The organism is Acetobacter indonesiensis (genome assembly GCF_000963945.1).
Lineage (GTDB): Bacteria > Pseudomonadota > Alphaproteobacteria > Acetobacterales > Acetobacteraceae > Acetobacter > Acetobacter indonesiensis.
Genome location: NZ_BAMW01000101.1, coordinates 1 through 322 on the forward strand (window position 1 = coordinate 1; position 322 = coordinate 322).

At 51.2% G+C, this 322-nt stretch carries 1 protein-coding gene; it reads right to left on the bottom strand.

Going from position 1 to position 322, the window contains the following annotated elements; all coding sequences use genetic code 11:
- On the bottom strand, window positions 1-322 hold a 322-nt coding region (locus Abin_RS15290; protein WP_048848517.1), incomplete at both ends, for a hypothetical protein.

Consider the following 322-nt stretch of genomic DNA (forward strand, 5'->3'; position numbering starts at 1 on the left):
GGTTGGGGTAAAGATCTGCAAGACCTTTTGCCCGTAATAATATTTCCCTGAATTACCAAGATCTGCAGGAGTAGGAAGAGAGCCAGTCAGCCCCTGATCATAGGTCTGGCTATAATAGATTTCTGTCGCTGTTTGGTCGACAGTGATACCTTTGTTAATGATATTATTCGTCAGAGAGGCTGCATGGATGGTCACATCTCCGGCCGCACTCCCGGCCATGATCTCACCAGACTGGTTGAGAACGGCTCCCGCATACTGGCCAGACAGACCGCCTATGGAGATGCTGCCCGCATCAGACAGAATGGCCCCCTGCGTATTGGTC